Origin of the sequence: Rhizobium sp. CSW-27 (assembly GCF_018760785.1) — a bacterium.
In the GTDB taxonomy this organism is placed as follows: Bacteria; Pseudomonadota; Alphaproteobacteria; order Rhizobiales; family Rhizobiaceae; genus Neorhizobium.
In genome coordinates, this window is the sequence record NZ_JAHHZO010000018.1 from 39,986 (window position 1) to 56,508 (window position 16,523).

At 63.2% G+C, this 16,523-nt stretch carries 16 protein-coding genes; 14 read left to right on the forward strand and 2 right to left on the reverse strand.

What is annotated here, in order from left to right; genetic code table 11:
* The 3 genes from KLP42_RS23420 (at position 1) to nirD (ending at position 3,733) form a co-directional block, all read left to right on the forward strand.
* On the forward strand, positions 1–801 hold the full coding sequence (locus KLP42_RS23420; RefSeq protein ID WP_215570092.1) for an ABC transporter ATP-binding protein: 801 nt from the start codon (positions 1–3) through the stop codon (positions 799–801).
* 4 nt (positions 802–805) lie between these two features.
* A complete protein-coding gene (gene nirB, locus KLP42_RS23425) occupies positions 806–3,268 on the forward strand; it encodes a nitrite reductase large subunit NirB (protein WP_215570094.1) in 2,463 nt (820 codons plus the stop codon).
* A 132-nt stretch (positions 3,269–3,400) separates the two neighbouring features.
* Positions 3,401–3,733, forward strand: coding sequence for a nitrite reductase small subunit NirD (gene nirD, locus KLP42_RS23430; protein WP_215570096.1), 333 nt, complete (start codon positions 3,401–3,403; stop codon positions 3,731–3,733).
* Positions 3,734–3,749: 16 nt separating this feature from the next.
* Here nirD and KLP42_RS23435 read toward each other — a convergent pair whose 3' ends face one another.
* A complete protein-coding gene (locus KLP42_RS23435; protein WP_215570098.1) occupies positions 3,750–4,148 on the reverse strand; it encodes a type II toxin-antitoxin system HicB family antitoxin in 399 nt (132 codons plus the stop codon).
* Between the two features lie 11 nt (positions 4,149–4,159).
* On the reverse strand, positions 4,160–4,345 hold the full coding sequence (locus KLP42_RS23440; protein WP_215570176.1) for a type II toxin-antitoxin system HicA family toxin: 186 nt from the start codon (positions 4,343–4,345) through the stop codon (positions 4,160–4,162).
* A gap of 56 nt (positions 4,346–4,401) precedes the next feature.
* On the opposite strand from KLP42_RS23440, the gene KLP42_RS23445 reads away from it, so the two are divergent.
* The 11 genes from KLP42_RS23445 to KLP42_RS23495 all read left to right on the forward strand — a co-directional run bounded on the left by KLP42_RS23445 (position 4,402) and on the right by KLP42_RS23495 (position 16,467).
* Positions 4,402–7,062, forward strand: coding sequence for a nitrate reductase (locus KLP42_RS23445; RefSeq protein WP_215570100.1), 2,661 nt, complete (start codon positions 4,402–4,404; stop codon positions 7,060–7,062).
* Between the two features lie 342 nt (positions 7,063–7,404).
* Positions 7,405–8,511 (forward strand): BMP family ABC transporter substrate-binding protein, encoded by a 1,107-nt coding sequence (locus KLP42_RS23450; protein WP_215570102.1) that lies wholly within the window; start codon positions 7,405–7,407, stop codon positions 8,509–8,511.
* A 369-nt stretch (positions 8,512–8,880) separates the two neighbouring features.
* Positions 8,881–9,990, forward strand: a complete 1,110-nt coding sequence (locus KLP42_RS23455; RefSeq protein WP_215570178.1) for an ABC transporter permease — start codon at positions 8,881–8,883, stop codon at positions 9,988–9,990.
* A complete protein-coding gene (locus KLP42_RS23460) occupies positions 9,987–10,919 on the forward strand; it encodes an ABC transporter permease (RefSeq protein WP_215570104.1) in 933 nt (310 codons plus the stop codon). The genes KLP42_RS23455 and KLP42_RS23460 overlap by 4 nt, the downstream gene beginning before the upstream one ends.
* Before the next feature lie 9 nt (positions 10,920–10,928).
* Positions 10,929–11,663 carry a biuret amidohydrolase gene (gene biuH, locus KLP42_RS23465; RefSeq protein WP_215570106.1) on the forward strand — a complete coding sequence of 245 codons (735 nt, stop codon included), beginning with the start codon at positions 10,929–10,931 and terminating at the stop codon, positions 11,661–11,663.
* Positions 11,660–13,201, forward strand: a complete 1,542-nt coding sequence (locus KLP42_RS23470; RefSeq protein WP_215570107.1) for an ABC transporter ATP-binding protein — start codon at positions 11,660–11,662, stop codon at positions 13,199–13,201. The genes biuH and KLP42_RS23470 overlap by 4 nt, the downstream gene beginning before the upstream one ends.
* A 14-nt stretch (positions 13,202–13,215) precedes the next feature.
* Positions 13,216–13,899: a cysteine hydrolase family protein gene (locus KLP42_RS23475; RefSeq protein WP_215570109.1), complete on the forward strand. Its 684-nt coding sequence runs from the start codon at positions 13,216–13,218 to the stop codon at positions 13,897–13,899.
* The gene (locus KLP42_RS23480; protein WP_215570111.1) at positions 13,892–14,680 is read left to right on the forward strand and encodes a 5-formyltetrahydrofolate cyclo-ligase; all 789 of its coding nucleotides are present in this window, start codon (positions 13,892–13,894) and stop codon (positions 14,678–14,680) included. Before KLP42_RS23475 ends, KLP42_RS23480 begins: the two co-directional genes overlap by 8 nt.
* Positions 14,680–15,054, forward strand: coding sequence for an oxalurate catabolism protein HpxZ (gene hpxZ, locus KLP42_RS23485; protein ID WP_215570113.1), 375 nt, complete (start codon positions 14,680–14,682; stop codon positions 15,052–15,054). Before KLP42_RS23480 ends, hpxZ begins: the two co-directional genes overlap by 1 nt.
* Positions 15,055–15,079: 25 nt before the next feature.
* Positions 15,080–15,730, forward strand: a complete 651-nt coding sequence (locus KLP42_RS23490; protein ID WP_215570115.1) for a GntR family transcriptional regulator — start codon at positions 15,080–15,082, stop codon at positions 15,728–15,730.
* A 221-nt stretch (positions 15,731–15,951) separates the two neighbouring features.
* Positions 15,952–16,467 carry an RNA polymerase sigma factor gene (locus tag KLP42_RS23495; RefSeq protein ID WP_215570117.1) on the forward strand — a complete coding sequence of 172 codons (516 nt, stop codon included), beginning with the start codon at positions 15,952–15,954 and terminating at the stop codon, positions 16,465–16,467.
* Positions 16,468–16,523: the final 56 nt, after the last annotated feature.

The window sequence follows — 16,523 nt, forward strand, 5'->3', positions numbered from 1 at the left end:
ATGGCACAACCTTATCTTTCGCTGGAATTCATCGACAAGACCTTCGAGCGCAACGGCACCCGAAGCGAAGTTCTCAAGCAGATCTCGCTCGGCGTCGACAAGGGTGAATTCATCTCGATCATCGGCCATTCGGGCTGTGGCAAGTCCACCGTGCTCAACATCATTGCCGGCCTGATCGACGCCACCTCCGGCGCCGTATTTCTCGATGGCAAACATGTGGATGCGCCCGGCCCCGAACGGGCAGTCGTTTTCCAGAACCATTCGCTGCTCCCCTGGCTCACCGTCTACGAAAACATCGATCTCGCCGTCTCCAAGGTCTTCCGCGGCAAGAAGAGCAAGGCCGAGCGCCATGCCTGGGTGATGCACAATCTCGATCTCGTGCAGATGGCGCATGCCAAGGACAAGCGCCCGGCGGAAATCTCCGGCGGCATGAAGCAGCGTGTCGGCATTGCCCGCGCGCTCTCGATGGAGCCCAAGGTGCTGCTGCTGGACGAACCCTTCGGCGCGCTCGACGCGCTGACCCGAGCCCACCTGCAGGATGCGGTGATGGAGATCCATGCCCGGCTCGGCAACACGATGATCATGATCACCCATGACGTGGACGAAGCCGTCCTGCTCTCCGACCGCATCGTGATGATGACCAATGGCCCGGCGGCGAAGATCGGCGAAATCCTCGACGTGCCGATCGCACGCCCCCGCAACCGCATCGAGCTGGCATCGGACCGCACCTACCTGAAATGCCGCGAGGCGGTGTTGAAGTTCCTCTACGAGCGTCACCGCTTCGTGGAAGCGGCGGAGTGACCCCATGCCGGACGGAAAAACCGAAAAACTCGTCATCATCGGCAATGGCATGGCGCCGGGGCGCATGCTGGAGCATCTCTTCGAACAGGCACCCGGCCAGTTTGACGTCACCATCTTCAACGCCGAACCGCGGGTGAACTACGACCGCATCATGCTGTCGCCGGTTCTCTCCGGCGAAAAGACCTATGAGGACATCATCATCCATGGCGATGCCTGGTACGAAACCCATGGCGTGACGCTCCATCGCGGCGAAAAGATCGTCTCGATCGATCGAACCAACCGAACCGTGACATCGCAGAACGGGATCACGGTTGCCTATGACCGGCTGGTGATTGCCACCGGTTCCAACCCCTTCATCATTCCCGTGCCGGGCCATACCCTGCCTGGTGTCGTTGCCTATCGCGACCTGGATGATGTCGGGGCCATGCTTGCCGCTGCCGAGATGGGAGGAGACGCCATCGTGATCGGCGGCGGGCTGCTGGGCCTTGAGGCTGCAGCCGGCCTCAAGGCCCGCGGCATGAACGTGACCGTGCTGCATGTGATGCCGAACCTGATGGAACGCCAGCTCGATCCGGCCGCCGGTTATCTCCTGCAGAAGGCGCTGGAAGACCGCGGCATCAAGGTGATCTGCAAGGCCAATACCAAGGCGATCCTGGGCGACGGTAAAGTTGAAGCCGTCGAACTGGATGACGGACGCACCATTCCCGCCTCGCTTGTCGTCATGGCGGTCGGCATCCGCCCGAGCGTTCAGCTGGCAAAGGAGGCAGGCCTTGCCGTCAACCGCGGCATCGTGGTGGATGACGGCATGCTGACCTCCGACGGCCACATCATGGCGCTCGGCGAATGCGCAGAAGTCGGCGGCCAGGTCTATGGTCTCGTAGCTCCCCTGTACGAGATGGCCCGCATTGCCGCCGCGCATCTTGCCGGCAACAAGACGCCCGCCTTCAAGCATTCCGACACGCCGACCAAACTCAAGGTCACCGGCATCGACCTCTATTCGCTGGGTGACTTTGCCGAAGGCCCGGATCGCGAAGAAATCGTCCTGCGCGATGCCACCGCCGGCATCTACAAGCGCCTGGTGATCAAGGACAACCGCATCATCGGCACGGTGCTTTACGGCGAAACGGCCGATGGCGCCTGGTTCAACGACCTGAAAAAGAAGCAGACCGACATCTCCGAGATGCGCGATACGCTGATCTTCGGCCAGGCCTATCAGGGAGGGTCTCCGCTGGACCCTATGGCGGCCGTTGCAGCCTTGCCGGATGATGCGGAAATCTGCGGCTGCAACGGCGTCTGCAAGGGCAAGATCACGTCCACCATCACGGGCAAGGGCCTGACCTCGCTGGACGAGGTGCGCGCACACACCAAGGCATCTGCCTCCTGCGGCTCCTGTACCGGCCTTGTCGAGCAGCTGATGACGCTGACGCTCGGCGACAAGTACAATCCCGCCACTGTCACCCCGATGTGCACCTGCACCGATCTCGGCCATGATGATGTGCGCCGCCTGATCAAGGCCAAGGGCCTGAAGAGCATTCCGGCCGTCATGCAGGAACTGGAATGGAAGACCTCCTGCGGCTGCGCCAAATGCCGCCCGGCGCTGAATTACTACCTCGTCTGCGACTGGCCGGATGAATATGCCGACGACTACCAGTCGCGGTTCATCAACGAGCGTGTGCATGCCAATATCCAGAAGGACGGCACCTATTCCGTCGTTCCCCGCATGTGGGGTGGGGTGACCAATGCCAAGGAATTGCGGGCGATCGCCGATGTCGTCGACAAATTCCAGATCCCGATGGTGAAGGTGACCGGCGGCCAGCGCATCGATCTGCTCGGCGTCGAGAAGGAAGATCTTCCTGCCGTCTGGGCCGATCTCGGACAGGCCGGTTTCATCTCCGGTCAGGCTTATGCGAAGGGCCTTCGCACGGTCAAAACCTGTGTCGGCTCCGACTGGTGCCGCTTCGGCACGCAGGACTCGACCGGTCTCGGCATCCGCATCGAAAAATTCATGTGGGGGTCCTGGACGCCCGCCAAGCTGAAACTCGCCGTTTCCGGCTGTCCACGCAACTGCGCCGAAGCCACCTGCAAGGATATCGGCGTCATTTGCGTGGATTCAGGCTTCGAGATCCACTTTGCGGGGGCCGCCGGCCTCGACATCAAGGGGACGGATGTTCTGGGTCTGGTGAAGACCGAGGACGAGGCGCTCGAAGTGATCGTGGCATTGACGCAGATGTATCGCGAGCAGGCGCGTTATCTGGAGCGCATCTACAAATGGGCGAAACGCATCGGCCATGACGAGATCCGCCGGCAGATCCTCGGGGATGTCGAGCGGCGCAAGGCCTTTTACGACCGCTTCGTCTTCTCCCAGAAATTCGCGCAGGTCGACCCCTGGTCGGAGCGTGTTTCGGGCAAGGACAAGCACGAGTTCAAGCCGATGGCGACCGTGGGTTACGGCGAGGCTGCGGAATGAGGCTCCCCTTCTCCCCTCGGGGAGAAGGTGCCCGAAGGGCGGATGAGGGGCTGTTTTCGATCTCTGCCCCTCACCCTAGCCCTCTCTCCGCATGCGGGGAGAGGGGATCACATCCCGAAGAGGACATATCCCATGAACTGGACAGACATCGGCCATATCGACGACATTCCGCTGCGCGGCGCCCGCTGTGTGAAGACGCCCGGCCTCACGATCGCCGTCTTCCGCACGAGCGAGAACGAGGTTTTCGCCATCGAAAACCGCTGCCCGCACAAGGCAGGCCCGCTGTCGGAAGGCATCGTGCACGGCAAGTCGGTCACCTGCCCGCTGCACAACTGGGTAATCTCGCTGGAAAACGGCATGGCCCAGGGTGCGGACGAGGGCGAAGTGCAGACCTTCGAGATCCGCAACGACAATGGCGCTCTGTCGATCCTGCTGAAGGCCCCGATGATGGTGGCGGCGGAGTGAGGATGATGGGGCGAAGCTATCCGACCGCTTCGATTTCCTTGCGCGCGCAGCTGGCGAGAAAGGCCGACCGAGTCAGTCCGCGGCGAGCCGCTTCCGCATCGATGGCCTTCAGCATGCCGGCCTCAAAGGTGACGTTGGCGCGCACGACACGACTGTCGTCCTCGATCAACGGCACACGCAGAAGGAAGGCGCCAGTCGCCAGTTCCGCCCGGATATCGTCGCGCTTGATGATCTGTTCGATTGCCGAGGGTGCAGGCAGCGCTTCATCCTCCGCCCAGAGCCGCAGCGCCTCAATGGCATTGGCGATGATGTCCTCTTCCGCATCCGCAGCGGAAAAGACGCCCGGCACATCCGGAAAACTGACACCAAAGGCGCTGTCCGCATCCTTGTGCACGAGGGCAATGTAATGACGCATGCGCTGTCTTCCTACTCGATCCAGCCGGCCTGTTTGGCAATAGCGCGCGCTATACCCGGCGGCACATCCTTCTTCGGGTGCGGAACGACGACGGTCTGGTCTTCCTTGCGGAACTTGTGGTGCGAGCCCCGCACCGCCACCAGTTCGAAACCTTCGTCCTTGAGGCGCAGGATGATCTCCCGGCAATCTCGTTCGATGCCTCAGTCTTCCGATACGCATATATATGCGCATGGAAATCAGAGAAGCCAAGCCCATGCCCGTTGAAACCCGCACCACCTGTCCCTATTGCGGCGTCGGCTGCGGTGTGATCGCCACGGTCGATGAAAAGGGCGATGTCAGCGTCCGCGGCGATCCGGATCATCCGGCCAATTTCGGCCGGCTGTGTTCCAAGGGTTCGGCGCTTGCCGAAACGCTCGATATGGACGGGCGCGCGCTTTATCCGATGATCCGTGGCCGGCGGGCGAGCTGGGACATTGCCCTTGATACGGTTGCCTCCGCCTTTTCCGCCGCCATCCGCGACCACGGGCCGGATGCCGTCGCCTTCTATCTGTCTGGCCAGTTGCTGACCGAGGATTACTATGTCGCCAACAAGCTGATGAAAGGGTTCATCGGCTCGGCCAACATCGACACCAATTCCCGGCTCTGCATGGCCTCCTCGGTTGCCGGACACAGACGCGCCTTCGGTTCGGACACGGTGCCCGGAACCTACGAGGATCTGGAGCTTGCCGATCTGGTGGTGCTGGTCGGCTCCAACATGGCCTGGTGCCACCCGGTCCTCTACCAGCGTCTTGCCGCCGCCAAGGCCGCACGGCCCGCCATGCAGGTGGTGGTGATCGATCCGCGCCGCACCGCTTCCAGCGATCTAGCCGATCTGCATCTCGCCCTGCGGCCGGACGGCGACGTGGCGTTGTTCAACGGCCTTCTGGCCCATCTCGCCTATACGGGCCACATCGATCAGGATTTCGTTGCCGCCCATACCAATGGCTTTGCCGGCGCGCTGATGGCCGCCGGGCAGTCGGAGCCGGCGACGGTCGCCGCGGCGACGGGCCTGCCCGCCCCGCAGGTCCGGCAGTTCTTCCAGCTGTTTTCGGAAACCGAAAAGGTGGTCACCTGCTACAGCCAGGGGGTCAACCAGTCCTCCGTCGGCTCGGACAAGGTGAATGCCATCATCAACTGCCATCTTGCCACGGGGCGCATCGGTCGCCCCGGCATGGGTCCCTTCTCGCTGACCGGCCAGCCGAATGCCATGGGCGGACGCGAAGTCGGCGGCCTTGCCAACATGCTGGCAGCCCATATGTCGATCGAGGATGCGCAGGATCGTGACCGGGTGCAGCGTTTCTGGCAGGCGCCGGCGATTGCCGATCATGCCGGCCTGAAGGCCGTCGATCTGTTCGAGGCGGTGGCCGACGGCCGCATCAAGGCGCTGTGGATCATGTCGACCAACCCGGTGGTCTCGATGCCGGATGCGGACCGCGTGAAGGCCGCCATCGAAGCTTGTCCCTTCGTCGTCGTTTCCGACATCGAAACTGAGACCGATACGGCGCGTCTGGCCCATGTCCTGCTGCCCGCCATCGGCTGGGGCGAAAAGAACGGCACCGTCACCAATTCGGAGCGTCGCATTTCCCGCCAGCGCGCCTTCCTGCCGCTCCCCGGCGAGGCACGGCCGGACTGGTGGCAGATGGCGGAAGTGGGCCGGCGGCTGGGCTTTGCCGATGCCTTTGCCTATCAGGCGCCGCACGAGATCTTTGCCGAACATGCGGCCCTCTCCGCCTTCGAGAATGGCGGCAGCCGGGATTTCGACATCGGCGCTTACGCCGGCGCGACGGAGACGGATTATGCGGCGCTGCAACCGTTCCAGTGGCCGCAGCCGCAGGACAGCGCACCATCGGGCCAGCGCTTCTTCGGCGATGGTCGCTTCTTCCATTCCGATGGACGGGCGCGCTTCGTGCCCGTGACGACAAACACCGAAACTCGAACCTCCCCGGCATTCCCCTTCGTGCTGAATACCGGTCGGGTGCGCGATCACTGGCACACCATGACGCGCACCGGCAAAAGCGCCCGGCTGTCGGCGCACCTGGCCGAACCCTTTGCGGAAATTCACCCGGAGGATGCCGCAGCGCAAGGGATCTCCGACGCCGACCTGGTGGAACTGCAGAGCACGACCGGCGGGCGGGTGGTGGTGCGCGCGCTTGTGACCCCGCGACAGGCCGCCGGCGCCGTCTTCGTTCCCATGCACTGGACGGATGAAACCGCCGCCTGCGGGCGCATAGACGCGCTGATCCCCGGGCGGCGCGACCGTCTCTCCGGCCAGCCCGCCCTGAAGCATGCGGCCGTTTCGCTGCGTCGGCACGCAGCCCCCTGCCAGGGCTTCGCAATCAGCATCCGCAAACCGGATCATCTTCCCTTCACCTATTGGGCGCTCGCCCGATGCGAGGGGGGCTACCGAATGGAACTGGCGGGAGCAGCCCCCGAAACCGGCTGGCAACCCTGGCTGCAGACCGCCTTCGACCTGCCGCCGGAGGCGGAAATGACCGGCTATACTGCCCGCGACGGGCGGGACGTGCGGCTGGCGGTCTTTGCCGCGGACCGGCTGCTTGCTCTGCTGTTCGTTTCGGATGAGCCGGTCGCTGTCTCGCGCCCCTGGGCCGTCGAGCAGCTGGCAAAGCCTCATCCGGACCGCCGCACACGCGGCCGCCTGATTGCCGGGCGACCTCCGGCAGACCAGCCCGACAAGGGGGCGATCCTCTGCTCCTGCCTCGGCATCGGTGTCAACGAGATCGCCATCGCCGCCGAAAGCGGTTGTCTCAGCGTACAGGCCATCGGGGCGCGGACGGGGGCGGGAACGAATTGCGGCTCCTGCCGCCCCGAGATCCGCAAGATCCTCCAGTCCATGCAGCCTATCGCGGCCGAATGATCATGCCCGGACGGGCCCTGCATCGAGCCCGATCGGGCAGGACCGGCTGTCGATCCGTCGGCACTGCCGCTTCAATACCCATCAGGATCACCCAGCGCGACCGTCGCCGCCCTGTGTCGCGCCCGCCGCAATTGTATGCAACAGAACAGATAAAGGATAAAAAATATGCATCATAAAACTTACGCCTATTAATTACGCTCTTCATTCAACGCAGAGTGACCCTACCCTGCCGTTGTTTTTCAGGGACTTCGCGGCCGTGGCCATCCGCCAGGCATCTGGCACGCCCCTTGCAGACCAGTTTCCAGAACGACCCATGACGGGTTGGAAAAGAGGGGAGTGTCCATGTCCAAATTCGATCTGTCCCGTCGCTCGCTGCTGAAGACCGGCCTTGCCGGTGTCGCCGCAAGCGCCCTGCCCTACCATATTGCCCGCGCGCAAGCCGCCGTCACCGTCGGCATCGTTTATGTTGGCCCGCGCGATGATTTCGGCTGGAACCAGGCGCACGCGGTTGCCGCCAAGGCGCTGAAGGAAGTGCCGGGCGTCACCGTGATCGAGGAAGAGAACGTGCCGGAAACGGATGCCGTCGCGAAATCGATGGAATCCATGATCAACCTCGATGGCGCAAACCTCATCCTCGCCACCTCCTTCGGTTACTATAATCCCTTCGTCGTCGATCTTGCCAAGAAATACAGCAAGGTTGAGTTCCGTCATGCGGCGCCGCTGTGGAGCAAGGACAAGGACCCGAAGAATGCCGGTTCCTATTTCCCCTATCTCAACCAGGCGCATTATGTGAACGGTGTCGCCGCCGGTCTGTCTTCCGCCTCGGGCAAGATTGGCTTCGTGGCGGCAAAACCCATTCCGTCGGTGCTCTCCAACATCAATTCCGTGCTGCTCGGCGCCCGTTCGGTCAAGCCGGATGCGACGGTCCGCGTGATCTTCACCGGCGAGTGGTCGCTGCCGGTCCGTGAAGCCGAAGCCACGAACGCGCTGGTCGATGCCGGCTGCGACGTCATCACCTGCCATGTCGACAGCCCGAAGGTGGTGATCGAGACGGCGGAAGCGCGCGGCGTAAAGAGCCTCGGTCACAATGCCTCCCAGGCGCCGCTCGCACCGAAGGGTTTCATCACCGGCGCGGAATACAAGTGGGAGACGATCTACAAGTCGTTTGCCGCCGATATCGCCGCCTCCAAGACGCTGCCGAACTTCCTCGTCGGCGGTTTCGACAAGGACATGCTGCGCTCCACGCCCTATGGCGCCGGTGCAACGGATGCGGCGAAGAAGGCGGCGGATGCCGCACGTGCAGCCCTCGTCAAGGGTGAGCCGATCTACAAGGGCACGCTGAAGGACAACCAGGGCAAGGTCGTGGTCGACAAGACCTATGACAATTACGACCCCTATCTCGACGGCATGAACTGGCTGCTGGAGGGGGTCCAGGGCTCGATCACCTGAGACGCTGCCTGCCAACAGGCGGAAGGATAATCCGTTAAAGACCCCCTCTGGCCTGCCGGCCATCTCCCCCACAAGCGGGAGAAGACAGGCGGCACCGACCTGCCCGACCCGGGTTCCCAGACATTTGGGGCAGCGACGGAGCGGCAGGTTAGCCCCTCCCCCCTTGTGGGGAGGGGTTGGGGAGGGGTCTTAAGACGATCCGCCACCTATGCCAGCGCAGACGGGACACCAGACGTCCCTCTGCCCCATAAGCAGCGAAAGCACGGTCACCAGCGGCTAGGGCCGGTTCCGGCAGGCCGGGTCATCAAGAGGCAGGTTCGCCCGTCGTCCGGGCAGATCTCCGGTGAGAGGAGAGCACACGTGGCAGACATGACGGTTCAATCTCTTTCGGCAACGTCGTTGAGGCGTAGACCCAGCGTCGGCACGCTCAAATTCGCCGAATCCATCTTTATCCCGGTGGCCGCGCTGCTGGCCTCTGCGGCGTTGTTTTCCGTCTTCCTTCTGTTTCTCGGCAAGTCGCCGCTGATGTTCTTCCAACTGCTCTGGGTCGGCGGCTTCGGGTCCGGGTTTTCGCTGCAGAACACCCTGCAGCGGGCAGCCCCGCTGATCCTGACGGGACTTGCCTTTGCGGTTCCCGCCCGCATCGGGCTCACCATGATCGGTGGCGAGGGAGCGCTGGTACTGGGCGGACTGTCGGCCGCGGCGATGGCCATTCCCCTCGTCACGGCCGGTGTACCGGCGTTCCTCACACTTCCCATCATGGCGATGACCGCAATGCTCGCCGGCGGCCTGTGGATCGGTTTTGCCGGATGGCTGCGTTATTATCGCGGCGTCAACGAGACGATCTCCTCGCTGCTTTTATCCTATATCGCAATCGCCACCATGAACTTCTTCGTGGAGGGGGCGCTGCGTGATCCGGCCTCGGCCAACAAGCCCTCCACCATGCCGATCGGCGATGCCTACCGGATCGGCTCCATTCCAGGCACGGAGGTGCATTGGGGATTGGCGGCTGGCCTTGTTCTGGCGATTGGACTGCATATCCTGATGACCCGAACCACCTTCGGGTTTGCGGCCCGCGTCACCGGCGGCAATGCGCGCGCAGCGCTCGCACAGGGGCTTCCCGTCGGCCGGCTGATCGTCGCCTGCACCATGATTGCCGGCGCCTGTGCCGGTCTGGCCGGTTTCTACGAGGTTGCCGCCGTGCATGGTCAGGCGAACGCCTCGCTGGTGGCGGGTTACGGCTTCACCGGCATCCTGGTGGCGTTTCTCGCCCGCCAGGTGCCGCTTGCCATCATTCCGGTGGCCGTACTCTTCGGCGCGCTCAGCGCTGCCGGCGGCATCATCCAGCGACGCATGGGTATGCCGGATGCCACCGTTCTGGTGCTGCAAGGTCTGATCTTTGTCGTGCTGTTGACCAGCGAAACCTTTTACGGCCGCATTTCCTTCCTGCAGCCGAAACGCGCGGAGGACCGCACATGAACGAGACCCTGCAGGATAGCGCGCTCATCACCGCTCTGATTGCCATGCTGGGCGGCGCGATCCGCGTCTCCACGCCCTTCATGTTCGTGGCGCTGGGCGAATGCCTGACGGAAAAATCCGGCCGCATCAATCTCGGCCTCGAAGGCAGCCTGGTGCTTGGCGCCATGGTGGCCTATGCCGGCTCCTTCCTGACCGGCAATCCCTGGGCCGGCGTCTTTTTCGCGGGCTGCGCCGGTCTCGTACTCGGTGCCCTGCACGGTTTCATCTGCAAGCTGCCGAGGGTCAATGATATCGCCATCGGCATTGCCTTCATGAGTTTTGGCACCGGTCTCGCCTTCTTTTTCGGCAAACCCTACATCCAGCCGCAGGCGCCGCGGCTCGAGGCCATCCATCTCGGCGACTGGACCGGTGATCCGCGTCTTGCCCAGGCGCTCGAAGTCAACCCGCTCTTCTTCGTCGGGGTGGCACTTGCCGTCTTTATGTGGTGGGCCTTCCGCAACACGCGCTGGGGCCTGATCGTGCGTATGACCGGCGACAGCGCGCCGGCGGCCAAGGCCATGGGCGTCTCCGTCGATCTCGTGCGCTTCATCGCCACCGCCATCGGCGGCTTCATGGCCGGCATCGGCGGCGCCTTCCTCTCGCTCTATTATCCGGGCTCCTGGAACCAGGGCCTGTCCTCCGGCCAGGGCCTGATGGCGGTTGCGCTCGTCATCTTCGCCCGCTGGGGACCCTTGCGCTGCATTCTCGCGGCACTGCTCTTTGGTGCCGCCGGCGCGCTTGGTCCCTCTCTGCAATCGGTCGGGATTTCCCAAGGCTACTACTTCTTCAACGCCGCCCCCTACATCCTGACGCTGCTGATCATGATCGCCTCGGCGCGGTCCAAGGTCGCGGCGCGCGAGGCACCGGGCGAGCTTTCCATCACCAAGTGAGGTCATGACATGAAGTCTCTCGACGAACGGATCGAACAGGCGCTCATTCCCGGCGGCACGACGCTTTCCGCCGACCCCTATCCCTGGCCCTTCGACGGCAATTGGGGGCCGCACAACACGGCGCTCGTCGTCATCGACATGCAGACGGATTTCTGTGCACCGGGCGGTTATGTCGACAGCATGGGCTATGACATTTCGCTGACCCGCAAGCCGATCGAACCGATCCAGACCGTGCTCGCCGCCATGCGCGCCAAGGGTTATCCGATCATCCACACCCGCGAAGGTCACAAGCCGGACCTCTCCGACCTTCCCGCCAACAAGCGCTGGCGCTCGCAACGCATCGGCGCCGGCATTGGCGACCAGGGGCCGTGCGGGCGCATTCTCGTGCGCGGCGAACCGGGCTGGGAGATCATTCCGGAACTGCAGCCGGAACCGGGCGAGGCCATCATCGACAAACCCGGCAAGGGCACGTTTCTCGCCACCGATTTCGACCTCGTGCTGCAGATGAAGCACATCCGCAACATCGTCTTTACCGGCGTGACTACCGATGTCTGCGTGCACACCACCATGCGTGACGCCAATGACCGCGGCTACGAATGCCTGCTGCTGGAAGACTGCTGTGCGGCGACGAAGGTGGAGAACCATCTGGCCGCCGTCGACATGATCAAGATGCAGGGCGGCGTGTTCGGCGCCGTTTCCAACTCGGTCGATTTCATCAAGGTGCTGCCGGGAGGCCCATCATGAGCGCGCTGGCGGTTGAGACCGCCTCTCTGAAAAAGGCCCCGTCGCTGTCGGCCATCGGCATGACCAAGACCTTTGGCAGCTTCACGGCGCTGGGCGATGTGTCGATCGATGTCGCGGCCGGCTCCTTCCATGCCCTGCTCGGCGAAAACGGTGCGGGCAAATCCACCCTCGTCAAATGTATCATGGGCTTCTATTCCGCCGACAAGGGCCAGGTGATGCTGGATGGTCGCGAGGTGATCATCCGGTCGCCGCGTGATGCGCGTGCCCATGGCATCGGCATGGTCTACCAGCATTTCACCCTGGTGCCCTGCCTGACGGCGGCGGAAAACCTGGTCATCTCGCGGGCCGACACCCCCTCGGTCATCAACTGGCCGAAGGAGCGCCGGCTGCTCGACAGCTTCATGGAGACCATGCCCTTCCGCGTGCCGCTCGACACGCAGGTGGCGAGCCTTTCCGCCGGTGAAAAACAAAAGCTGGAAATCCTGAAGCTTCTCTACCTCGACCAGCGCTTCATGATCCTCGACGAGCCGACCTCGGTGCTGACGCCAGGTGAAGCGGACGAAATGCTGGGTCTGCTGCACGGCATGTGCGACCGCGGCGAGATCACCGTGCTGATGATTTCGCACAAGTTCCGCGAGGTGAAAACCTTCTGCGACCGCTTCTCGGTTCTCCGGCGCGGCCGACTGACCGGCGAGGGTGACGCCAAATCCGCGCCTGTCGAGGACATGAGCCGGATGATGATCGGCGATACGGAAGTGCGCGAACGGGCGGCACGAAGCGAACAGGTCGACCGGAAGGATGTGCTGGAACTGGCCGGCCTCTGCGCCGAGGACGATGCGGGGCTACCCGCCATCCAGGGTGTCAACCTGAAGATCAAGGGCGGCGAGATTGTCGGAATTGCCGGGGTCTCCGGCAATGGGCAGAGTGCGCTCGTCGAGGTGCTGGCCGGTCAGCGACCGCTGACGGATGGCGAAATCACCATTCATGGCGAGATCTTCACCCCAAAGCGCGGCAATTTCGATCGCTTCAAGGTCTACGGTCTGCCGGAAGAGCCGCTGAAGAATGCCACCGTGCCGCGCATGAGTGTGGCCGAAAACATTGCCTTCCGTACTTTCGACAAGCCGCCGATCACCAGTCTCGGCTGGTGGATGTCGAAAGGCCCGATGCGCAGCCAGGCGGAGGAGTTGATCGCCCGCTACCGGGTGAAGACCACCTCCCCCGACGCGCCCATCGAAACTCTGTCCGGCGGCAATGTGCAGCGTGCGGTGCTGGCGCGCGAACTGTCGGGCGATGTGGACGTCCTGATCGTCGCAAATCCGTGCTTCGGACTCGATTTCGCCTCGGTCGCGGATATCCGCAGCCAGATCATGGAGGCTCGCAATCGCGGTGCCGCCGTGCTGCTGGTCTCGGAAGACCTGGACGAGATCCTCGAACTGGCGGACCGCGTGGCAGTGATGTCCGGCGGCACGATTTCCTATGTTGCGCCCATCGAAGAGACCGACCGCAACACCATCGGCCAGCACATGGCCGGCCATTGAGGTGGATGAGCATCATGACCTTTCCCGTTCCCGCCCGCCCCTATCCCTTCCCGTTTGTGCCCGGCCGCACGGCACTCGTCGTCATCGACATGCAGCGCGATTTCATCGAGAAGGGCGGTTTCGGCGACAGTCTCGGCAATGACGTGACACGGCTGGAGGCGATCATTCCGACGACCGCGAAACTCATCGATCTGTTCCGCCGCAAGAAATGGCCGGTGGTGCATACCCGCGAGGCGCATCTGCCGGATCTTTCCGACTGCCCGCCCTCGAAGATCAGCCGCGGCGACGCGCCGCTGAAGATCGGCGAGGAAGGTGCGATGGGAAGGCTTCTGGTGCGCGGCGAACCGGGCAACCAGATCGTTGATGCGTTGAAGCCGATCATGGGCGAGGTCGTCATCGACAAGCCCGGCAAGGGCATGTTCTGGAACACCGACATCCAGTCGATCCTCGACAACAAGGGCGTCACGCATCTGGTGTTTGCCGGAGTGACGACAGAAGTCTGCGTGCAGACCTCCATGCGCGAGGCCAATGACCGGGGCTACGAATGCCTGCTGGTGGAGGATGCCACCGAAAGTTATTTCCCTGAATTCAAGCGGATGGCGATCGAGATGATCGTCGCACAGGGCGGCATCGTCGGCTGGGCGACGCCGTTTGCCGAGCTGGAAGCCGCCGTCACACGGGAGATGGCTCATGTCTGAGAAAGAACACGCGCATAGAGGACGCTGGGCCGGCCGCAATACGGGCAAGGATGTGGTGCGCAACCGGATCTGGACCGCACTTGAGGAGACCGGCGTTGCCATAGGCCCCGCCTGGAGCATGATCCCGAACTTTGTCGGCGCCGATGTTGCCGCCTGGCGATTGGCCGGGACCGACGCCTGGAAAAAGGCACGCACGGTCAAGACGAACCCGGACGCGCCGCAGATCCCGATCCGGCTGCGCGCGCTCTACGAGGGCAAGACGGTCTATGCGCCGGTTCCCTATCTGACCAAGGATTTTCCCTATCTCAGACTTGATCCCAAGAAGCTGGTCGAGAAAGGCATTTCCTTCGAACTCGCAGCCGTCGCCCAAGGGTTTGTCGAACACGGCGAGCGCATCGGTTTCGAGGATGTCGAGCCGCTGGATTTCTGTGTCGTCGGTTCGGTCGCGGTCTCGCGCGCTGGCGGCCGTACCGGCAAGGGTGCCGGTTTTGCCGATCTGGAAACGGCGATCTTCCGCGAACTCGGCACCATCAGCGACGACACACCGCTGGTGACAACCGTGCATTCCGTGCAGTTGGTGGAAGACCCCGAGGTGGTAATCGAGCCGCATGACAGCCCGCTCGACATGGTGGCGACCGAGAGCGAGTTGATCATCACCGGCAACCGCCAGCCGCGGCCGGCGGGCGTCGACTGGGACCGGGTTCGACCGGATCAGTTCGAGACCATTCCCTTCCTCACCGAGCTGAAGACCCGCATGCTCAACCGCAGAAAGACCGGCTGATGGAGATCAACCACCCTGAAACCCAGGCCGAGGTCGAAGCGGTCTTCGCCGCCTACGAGGCGGCGCTGCTGGCCAATGACAACGACACGTTGCTCTCCATGTTTCTCGACAATGCCGCCACCGTCCGCTACGGGGTAAGCGAAGTGCAACACGGCTATGGCGAGATCACAGCCTTTCGCAAGAGCCAGGCGCCATTTACGCGTCGGCTGGAGAAAACGGTGATCACCACCTATGGCCGCGATTTCGCGACCGCCTCGACACTCTTTTTGCGGCCGGACCTGCCGGGCGAGATCGGCCGGCAGATGCAGACATGGGTCAGGACAGCCGATGGCTGGAAGGTTGTGGCGGCCCATGTCAGCATGATGCCCGCATGAAGACGACTGGAAATGAGACGCAAGCGTGCTGAAGAAGACGCCCCGCACATCGGCAGAGGACATCCGGCGCCAGCTGGCCGAACGGATCATCAGCAGCGAGCTTGCGCCTGGCACCGTGCTGGACGAGACGCAGCTGGCCGCCGAGTTCACGGTATCGCGAACGCCGGTGCGCGAGGCACTGAAGCAGCTGGCGGCCAGCGGCCTTGTTGACCAGCGACCGCATGCACGCACTGTCGTCGCCCAGCCGGATGACGAGAAGCTGACCGGCATGTTCGAGCTGATGGGGCATCTGGAAGCACTCTGCGCAGGCCTGAGCGCGCTGCGCATGACACCCGCGGAACGCGACGCGCTGGACAGCCTGCATGGCGACATGGCCGTGATCGTCTCCGCCGGCGACCGGCAGGCCTATATCCATGCCAATGAACGTTTTCATGGCGCCATCTATCGCGGCAGCCACAATCCCTATCTGGAAGAAATCACGCTTTCGACCCGCCAGCGGCTGCAACCCTTTCGACGCGCCCAGTTTTCCACGCTTGGCCGCCTCGCCCGTTCCCATGCCGAGCACGGGCTGATCGTCGAGACGATCCTGCGCGGCAACCAAAGTGAAGCCGAGCGGATGATGCATGCGCACATCACCCAGGTTGAAGGCGCCTACCACAGCCTGATCAGCGGATAGCATCGCCGCCTTCCGCGGTCTGTCGATGCGGCAGACAGCCGTGCGAAACGGCGGCATAAACAGCGGCGAGACGGTTGACAGGCCGCGACATTTAAAACATGCATCGGGCAATCATATTTTGTCTCGCAAAGCCGCCGCTCGATGCCACCTGCCGCGATGGAACCCGCCTTTCTTGAGGCCGCCTCTCTTGCGAGGGCCAGCGCCGCGGCGGCATGCCGCCGATGACGGCGATGCTGGGGGCGATCTTTGCGCGGCACCGCCGCTCGCTGTGGTGGCTGGTCATGCGCATCGTGCGGGACCCGCAGACGGCCGATGATCTGGCACAGGAAACCTATGTCAGAACCCTTCATGCCCTGGAGGCGACGCCGATCCAGCATCTGGAGAGCTATCTCTACCAGACGGCCCGCAATCTGGCTCTTGATCATACCCGCAAGCGGCGTTTCCGCGAGGGTTTCGAGGATCGCGACATCCGCTGGGACGATGTCGAGAACGTGGCCGTTGAGGCCGCGTCGGCGGAAGAAGAACTGATGGAGCGGGAGCGACAACGTCTTCTGGAAGCCGCATTACAGGAACTCCCGGCACGGGCACGCCATGCCTGGACCCTGTCCCAGGCGGAAGGCTGGACCTATCAGCAGATCGCCGATCACCTGGGGGTTTCGCGCAACACCGTTTATAACGACATCAAGCTCGTGATGGGGCATTGCCGGGATGTCATTGCCCGGCTGGAGCGGGGCTGAGAGATGGAAGGAAAGCAGGGCACCATGCATCCACAACCGTTCCATGGGCTGATACG

Bases quoted from the DNA above. Each gene is read 5' to 3' on its own strand.
- KLP42_RS23420 (WP_215570092.1), top strand. From the start codon at position 1: ATGGCACAACCTTATCTTTCGCTGGAATTCATCGACAAGACCTTCGAG.
- nirB (WP_215570094.1), top strand. From the start codon at position 806: ATGCCGGACGGAAAAACCGAAAAACTCGTCATCATCGGCAATGGCATG.
- nirD (WP_215570096.1), top strand. From the start codon at position 3,401: ATGAACTGGACAGACATCGGCCATATCGACGACATTCCGCTGCGCGGC.
- KLP42_RS23435 (WP_215570098.1), bottom strand. From the start codon at position 4,148: ATGCGTCATTACATTGCCCTCGTGCACAAGGATGCGGACAGCGCCTTT.
- KLP42_RS23445 (WP_215570100.1), top strand. From the start codon at position 4,402: ATGCCCGTTGAAACCCGCACCACCTGTCCCTATTGCGGCGTCGGCTGC.
- KLP42_RS23450 (WP_215570102.1), top strand. From the start codon at position 7,405: ATGTCCAAATTCGATCTGTCCCGTCGCTCGCTGCTGAAGACCGGCCTT.
- KLP42_RS23455 (WP_215570178.1), top strand. From the start codon at position 8,881: ATGACGGTTCAATCTCTTTCGGCAACGTCGTTGAGGCGTAGACCCAGC.
- KLP42_RS23460 (WP_215570104.1), top strand. From the start codon at position 9,987: ATGAACGAGACCCTGCAGGATAGCGCGCTCATCACCGCTCTGATTGCC.
- biuH (WP_215570106.1), top strand. From the start codon at position 10,929: ATGAAGTCTCTCGACGAACGGATCGAACAGGCGCTCATTCCCGGCGGC.
- KLP42_RS23470 (WP_215570107.1), top strand. From the start codon at position 11,660: ATGAGCGCGCTGGCGGTTGAGACCGCCTCTCTGAAAAAGGCCCCGTCG.
- KLP42_RS23475 (WP_215570109.1), top strand. From the start codon at position 13,216: ATGACCTTTCCCGTTCCCGCCCGCCCCTATCCCTTCCCGTTTGTGCCC.
- KLP42_RS23480 (WP_215570111.1), top strand. From the start codon at position 13,892: ATGTCTGAGAAAGAACACGCGCATAGAGGACGCTGGGCCGGCCGCAAT.
- hpxZ (WP_215570113.1), top strand. From the start codon at position 14,680: ATGGAGATCAACCACCCTGAAACCCAGGCCGAGGTCGAAGCGGTCTTC.
- KLP42_RS23495 (WP_215570117.1), top strand. From the start codon at position 15,952: ATGACGGCGATGCTGGGGGCGATCTTTGCGCGGCACCGCCGCTCGCTG.